Annotated in this window: 7 protein-coding genes and 1 pseudogene; 5 read left to right on the top strand and 3 right to left on the bottom strand. The window is 70.0% G+C overall.

Going from position 1 to position 6,324, the window contains the following annotated elements; genetic code table 11:
* The 3 genes from ACEN88_RS22195 to ACEN88_RS22185 all read left to right on the top strand — a co-directional run.
* Positions 1-423, top strand: a 423-nt coding sequence (locus ACEN88_RS22195) for a carboxymuconolactone decarboxylase family protein (RefSeq protein WP_413343092.1), incomplete at its 5' end; no start/stop codon positions are given.
* Between the two features lie 10 nt (positions 424-433).
* Complete coding sequence (locus tag ACEN88_RS22190; RefSeq protein WP_413343090.1) at positions 434-826, top strand: cupin domain-containing protein; 393 nt, start codon at positions 434-436, stop codon at positions 824-826.
* Positions 823-1,446, top strand: a complete 624-nt coding sequence (locus ACEN88_RS22185) for an HD domain-containing protein (RefSeq protein ID WP_413343088.1) — start codon at positions 823-825, stop codon at positions 1,444-1,446. The genes ACEN88_RS22190 and ACEN88_RS22185 overlap by 4 nt, the downstream gene beginning before the upstream one ends.
* Here the strand turns inward: ACEN88_RS22185 and ACEN88_RS22180 are convergent.
* The 3 genes from ACEN88_RS22180 to ACEN88_RS22170 all read right to left on the bottom strand — a co-directional run bounded on the left by ACEN88_RS22180 (position 1,385) and on the right by ACEN88_RS22170 (position 4,948).
* Positions 1,385-2,569, bottom strand: coding sequence for an FAD binding domain-containing protein (locus ACEN88_RS22180; RefSeq protein ID WP_413343086.1), 1,185 nt, complete (start codon positions 2,567-2,569; stop codon positions 1,385-1,387). The two genes, ACEN88_RS22185 and ACEN88_RS22180, sit on opposite strands and share 62 nt — an antisense overlap.
* Positions 2,566-3,786: an MFS transporter gene (locus tag ACEN88_RS22175; RefSeq protein WP_413343084.1), complete on the bottom strand. Its 1,221-nt coding sequence runs from the start codon at positions 3,784-3,786 to the stop codon at positions 2,566-2,568. The genes ACEN88_RS22180 and ACEN88_RS22175 overlap by 4 nt, the downstream gene beginning before the upstream one ends.
* A gap of 64 nt (positions 3,787-3,850) precedes the next feature.
* Positions 3,851-4,948, bottom strand: coding sequence for an alkene reductase (locus ACEN88_RS22170; RefSeq protein WP_413343082.1), 1,098 nt, complete (start codon positions 4,946-4,948; stop codon positions 3,851-3,853).
* 179 nt (positions 4,949-5,127) lie between these two features.
* Between ACEN88_RS22170 and ACEN88_RS22165 the strand changes: the two are divergent.
* Both ACEN88_RS22165 and ACEN88_RS22160 read left to right on the top strand, forming a co-directional pair.
* Positions 5,128-5,450: pseudogene (locus tag ACEN88_RS22165) on the top strand (hypothetical protein); the annotation flags it as partial.
* Positions 5,451-5,458: 8 nt separating this feature from the next.
* On the top strand, positions 5,459-6,136 hold the full coding sequence (locus ACEN88_RS22160; protein WP_413343080.1) for a LacI family DNA-binding transcriptional regulator: 678 nt from the start codon (positions 5,459-5,461) through the stop codon (positions 6,134-6,136).
* Positions 6,137-6,324: the final 188 nt, after the last annotated feature.

The following is a 6,324-nucleotide window of genomic DNA, read 5'->3' as shown; positions in this document are numbered from 1 at the left end:
GCCGGCATGAAGGCACTCGGCGGCGTGTACGGCCACATCCTGGGCTGCGGCCTGCCGAAGGTGCTCGTCGACCTCGTCTACCTGCGCGTCTCGCAGATCAACGGCTGTGCGTATTGCATCGACATGCATTCGCGCGACCTGCTGAAGGAAGGCGTCAATGTCGAGAAGCTCGTGCTGGTGCCGGCGTGGCGCGAGGCGGGGAGCCTGTTCGACACGGCCGAGCGCGCGGCCCTCGCCTGGGCCGAGACGGTGACGCGGGTGGCCGAGACGGGCGTGCCGGATGCGGAGTACGCCGCCGCCGCGGCCGTGTTCAGCCAGCAGCAGCTGGCCGACCTGACCGTCGCCATCGGCCTGATGAACGCGTACAACCGCATGGCGATCAGCTTCCGCGCGCAGCCGGCCGCCGTGACGGCCGCGCGTTGAGGAGGCGGCGATGAAGCGCAAGATCGCCTTTTGCCTGGCGCTGCTCGGCACCGCGGCCGGCGCGCACGAGACGGTGAAACCTTTATTCCACCGCGCGCTGCCGAACGTGCCCGGCAAGGCGCTGGTGGCGGTGGAAGTGTCGTTCGCGCCCGGCGCGGAAGCAGCGCCCCACACGCATCCGAAGTCGTCCTTCATCTACGCGCAGGTGCTGTCCGGCGAGATCGTCAGCGCCGTCGACGATGCGCCGCCGAAGGTCTACCGCACGGGCGAGTCCTGGTACGAGGATCCGGGCGCCCGCCACCAGGTGACGCGCAACGCCAGCAAGGACAAGCCGGCCACGCTGCTCGCCGTGTTCGTGCTGGACGAGGGGGAGCGGAAGCTCGTGCTCCCGGCCGCAAAATGACGGCGCCGATGCTGCCCGACAGCCGCATCGCGCGCGAGATCACGCAGTACGTGCGCGACACGGCGAGCGACATGCTGTTCCAGCACTCCGCTCGCGTGTACTGGTGGGGCGCGCTGCTGGGCGACAAGCTCGGCCTCGCGTTCGATCCCGAGCTGCTGTATGCCGCCGCCATGTTCCACGACATCGGCATCACGCCCCATTACCACGGCAGCCGGCAGCGCTTCGAGGTCGACGGCGCGAACGCGGCGCGCGATTTCCTGCGCGGCCACGGGATCGCCGAGCAGGACATCGAAAAAGTCTGGCTCGCGATCGCGCTGCACACGACGCCCGGCATCCCCGAGCACATGCATCCGGAGATCCGTCTCGTGCAGGCGGGCGCCGGCATGGACATGGTGGGCCGCGGCATGGACGCCATCCCGGCGGCGGAGCGGGACAGGGTGCTCGCCGCGCCCCCGCGCGGCGCCGGCTTCGCGCACGACGTCATCGACACGTTCTACGAAGGGCTGAAGCACCGTCCCGAGACGACGTTCGGCACCTTCAACGACGATTTCCTCGCGTTCAGGGACCCTGCATTCCAGCGGGGGAATCTGTGTACCCTGCTGCTCGCCGCACACCCATGATGCCGTCGCCCATGCGCCGGCCCCAGTCGACCAGGTTGCGGCCGGCGCGCAGCTGCGGGATTTCCCATTCCTTCAGGCGCGCTTCGATGGGTTGATCGGTGCGCTGCAGCGCCTGCGCGAGCGCCAGCGCATTGGCCGCCGCCTTGGCCGCGCCGCCGGCCGTGTGCGGGCGCGGGACGAAGGCGGCGTCGCCCAGCAGCAGCACGCGGCCGAACACCATGCGCGGCACCGCGAGGTCGAGGATCGCCTGCACGAACGGCTCCTTCGTTTTCTGCACGAGCGCGTTGAATTGCGGTGCGAGCAGGCGGGTTGCGTCCTTGCGCAGCACGGCCGCCTGCGCATCCGGCAGCGCGCCCGGCGGCAGCGAGAACGTGTGCGTGCGGCCGGTGCGGTCGGTCAGCAGCGCGGGCAGGCCATCTTGCGGCACCTTGCGATACCACACCCAGTTCCAGCGGCGCTGCCCCGGCGCCGTGGCGCCGTCCTCGCCGGGAACGAGGTACTCCAGCAGCATCTGCTCGCCTTCGTCGTGCTGGAATGCGAACACGCCGTCCAGCACCGCGCGGCTGTCCGCGTCGAGATCCGCTTCCGGCACGAGGCCGCGCCACGCGACGTAGCCCGAGTATTCCGGCGCAAGGTCTGGCGCAAGCGCGGGCAGCATCAGCGAACGGACCGTCGACCGCGCGCCGTCCGCGCCGATCAGCAGGTCGCCCGTCTCCACGCGGCCGCTGGCGAACACCGCGCGCACCTGGCCGCCGGCCTGCTCGATGCGTTCCAGCGTCTCGCCCGGATGGATGCAGTCGTCGGGCAGCGCGCGCCGCATGGTCCCGTGCAGCATGTTCCACGACGTCTGCGTCTGCGGCTGGTGGTCGCGCCGCACGACGTCGCCCGCGCGGTCGAGGTAGATGCGGTCGCGCGACGCCACGCCCAGCGCGCCGGCGGGCCGGATGCCCGCGAAGTGGAAGGCGTGCAGGACGTCCGGCTGCAGCACGATGCCGCCGCCGCGGCTGTCCAGCGCATGGGGCGAGCGCTCGAACACGTCGACTCTCCAGCCGATGGTTTTCAACGTGTTCGCTGCCAGCAGACCGCCGAGCGAGCCGCCGATGATCAAAGCGCGCGGGCTCATGATGCGGTCGCGCCGGTGGTTGCGCGGCGGCCGGCCAGTTCGCCGAACCACACGAGCAGCGCGGCGGCGGGGAAGGCCATGCCGGCCAGCAGGGCGGCGTGCCAGCCGTGGTGGGCATAGACCCAGGCGCCGGCTGCGGAACCGAGCGCGCCGCCGGCGAAGAACAGCGCGAAATATATGCCGTTCAGGCGGCTGCGCACTTCGGCGCCGAGCGCGAAGATGGCGCGCTGGCCGAGCACGAGGTTGGCGGCGACGGCCATGTCCAGCACGATGGACGCCACGACGAGGATACCCAGCGCCAGCACACGGGACTCGGGCTGGTACAGCGGCAGCGCGAAGCCGACGATGCCGAGGATGAGCGCGGCGGCCGTCGCCATCAGCGTGTGGCCGGCATCCGCGAGGCGTCCCGCGACCGGCGACGCGACGGCGCCCGCCATGCCGACGAGGGCGAAGATCGCGATGCCCGTCTGCGACAGATGGAATTGCGGGCCTTCCAGCATCAGCGGCGTAACGGTCCAGAACAGGCTGAACGATCCGAACAGGCCGGCGTGGTAGGCGGCGCGGCGGCGCAGCACGGGCGTCGTCGCCAGCAGATGCCACAGCGATCCGATCAAACGGCCGTACGACAGGCTGTGCACGGGCACGCGCTGCGGCAGCTTGGCGCGCAGCACGAAGGCGAGGACGAACACCGCGACGGCGGCGCCGCCGAACACGGCGTGCCAGCTGGCGTGGTCCGCGATCAGGCTCGCGGCCGGGCGGGCCAGCATGATCCCCAGCAGCAGGCCGCTGACGACCTTGCCGACGGCCTGGCCGCGCGTCGCTTCGTGCGACAGGTGCGCGGCGAACGGCACGAGGATCTGAGCGGCGACGGAACCGAGGCCGATGCCCAGCGACGCGACGAGGAACATCCACGCGTTCGTGCTGAACGCGGCGGTGGCCAGCGCCGCGGCCGTGGCAAGGAGGGCGGAGAATACGAGCTTGCGGTTCTCGAGCAGGTCGCCCAGCGGCACGATGAACAGCAGGCCGAGGGCGTAGCCGACCTGCGTCAGCGTGACGATCAGGCCGGCCGCTTCCGGCGACAGGCCGGTGGCGGCGCTGATCGGGCCGACGAGGGTCTGGGCGTAATACAGGTTGGCGACGATCAGGCCGGCCGACGTGGCCAGCAGGCGGATCATGCCCGGCGCGATGTCGGGGGCGTGTTTGGCAGGGGTGTGCATGAAAACTCCTTGTGTCAATGACGGAATCTACGCCCGTGGTGAAGCGGGCGCGACTTCCTTTCGGTCAGGCGGCCAGCGGTTCGTAGTCGAGATAACCATGCACGCCGCCGCCATAGAACGTGAACGGGTCGGGCGTGTTGTACGGGCCGCCGCGGCGGATGCGGTCGACGAGGTCGGGGTTGGCGATGAAGCTGCGGCCGAACGATGCCAGGTCGGCCATGCCGGATGCGATCAGCGCGTCGGCCGCGGCGGGATCGAGGCCGCCGTTGGCGATGATGGCGCCGCCGAAATTCGGGCGCAGCACGGCGAGGATGCGGTCCATGTCCGGCGCGCCGGCCCACGCGTTCGAATCCGCGGCGTGGAGGTACGCGATGCCGGCCTCGCCCAGCATCCGGGCCACGTAGGCGTACGTCTCTTCCGTGGCGGGATCGGTGGCGTTGTTGTAGGCGGCGAACGGCGACAGGCGCACGCCGATGCGGTCGGCCGGCACTTCGTCCAGCACGGCGCGCAGCACGAGTTCGAGGAAGCGGGCGCGATTGGCGAGCGAGCCGCCGAACTCGTCGTCGCGACGGTTCGTGTGCGGCGACAGGAACTGGTGCGGCAGGTAGCCGTTGGCGGCGTGCAGTTCGATGCCGTCGATCCCGGCGCGCATGGCGTTGCGGGCGGCGACGCGGAATTCGTCGACGGCCGCGTGGATGTCCTGCACGGTCATGGCGCGGGCCGGCGACGCCGCGATGCGCGTATAAAAGCCGTTTTCCAATGCGGCATAGGGCTGCAGCAGGTGCAGGTCGTCGTTGACGGCGGACGGCGCCAGCGGCGCGCGGCCGTCCAGCAGCGCGTAGGAGCTCACGCGGCCGCTGTGCCACAGCTGCGCGAACAGGCGGCCGCCGGCCGCGTGCACGGCTTCCATCACGCGGCGCCAGCCGGCCACCTGCGCGTCGTCGTGCAGACCCGGCGCCAGTTCGAACGCGGTGGAGTGGCGCGACACATTGGTCGCTTCGCCGACGATCAGGCCGGCCGCTGCGCGCTGCGCATAATAGGCGGCGTTGGCGGCGGTCGGGACGCCGTCGGCGCCGGAACGGGCGCGCGTGACGGGGGCCATCGCGATGCGGTTCGACAGCGTCAGGTTGCCGAGGCGGGTGGGTGAGAGAAGGTGTGCCATGTCAGGACTCCGTTGAAAAGATGGCTTCACTGTAGCGGCGCCGGCCCGCGGCGATAATCCGGCGGCAGCCGGCAACACTTTTGCGCACGCGGCAATGACGTTCGATAATCGAACAGGTGATTGACTATCGAACGCGGCATTGCTACGCTGGCGCGAAGCCGGCATCTTTGGAGACCGTCATGACCCATCAGGACCTCGACGTCCAGGCATTCATCAACCGCCATCCCTTTTCGCCTTACCAGTGGCTCGTGTTCGCCACGTGCTTCTTCATCGTGCTGCTGGACGGCTTCGACACGGCCGCCATCGGCTTCATCGCGCCGTCGCTGCTATCACGAACGCGATGTTCTGCGGTTTTCCGCTGGGTGCCGCGTGGATGATCCCGCAATGGGGCCGGCGCAGAGTGCTGGCGCTGGGCGGCATCGCGCTGTTCGTCCTGTTGCTCGTGATGGCGTTCAGGTTGCCGGAATCCGTGCGCTACATGGTCGCGCGCGCCGCGCCGGCACGGCCGAGATGCTGCGCAAGCTGTGCGACGGCCTGCTCCTGCTGCTGCCGGACGCGAACGACGGCCTGCTGGTCAGGCTGGAACGCGCGCACGCCCCGTGCGTGCTGGTGAGCTTCGCCGCGCGCCCGATCGACCTGCCCGTCGTCCTCGGCTCCAACCGCATGGCGGCGAAGAGCGCCGTCGAGCACCTGCTCGGGCTGGGCCACCGCCGCATCGCCTTCATCGCCGGTACGTCGTTCACGGGCCAGAGCGAGGAGCGCCAGCGCGGTTACGAGGATGCGCTGCGCGCGGCCGGCATCGCGATCGAGCCGGCTTATCTGCGCCAGGGCGATTTCAACGATGCCAGCGGTTTTGCCGAGACGCAGGCGCTTCTTGAACTGCCGACACCGCCCACCGCGATCTTCGCCGCCAACGACGCGATGGCGTTCGGCGCCATGGACGCCATTTCCGACGCCGGGCTGAAGGTGCCGGACGATCTCTCCGTCGTCGGCTTCGACGACGTGATCCGCGCGGCCGTCGTTTTCCCCAAGCTCACCACCGTGCGCCAGCCGCTGAACGAGATCGCCGTGCGCGCCGTCGCGGAACTGGTCGACGCCATGCGCAACGGCCGGGCCGAGGGCTTCCGCATCGAGCTGCCGGCCCGCCTCGTCATCCGCGATTCCACGGGGCCCGCACCGAAGGGCTGACGGCCCCGATGGCATCGTTACCACCCCGCCGCGCTCCCTGAATCGACCACCGGGTTGAGCGAAACCCTATTGTCTTTTGCGAACGTGAGTGGTAACGTTGTCACAACTCATCAGGGAGACGACATGAATCGAAGGAATGCGCTGACCCGCGGACTGGGTGCGCTGGCGCTGCTGGGCGCGCCCGGCAG

This window comes from Massilia sp. CT11-108 (assembly GCF_047302915.1).
GTDB lineage: Bacteria > Pseudomonadota > Gammaproteobacteria > Burkholderiales > Burkholderiaceae_D > Telluria > Telluria orientalis.
This window is presented reverse-complemented; position numbering and strand designations above follow the sequence as displayed.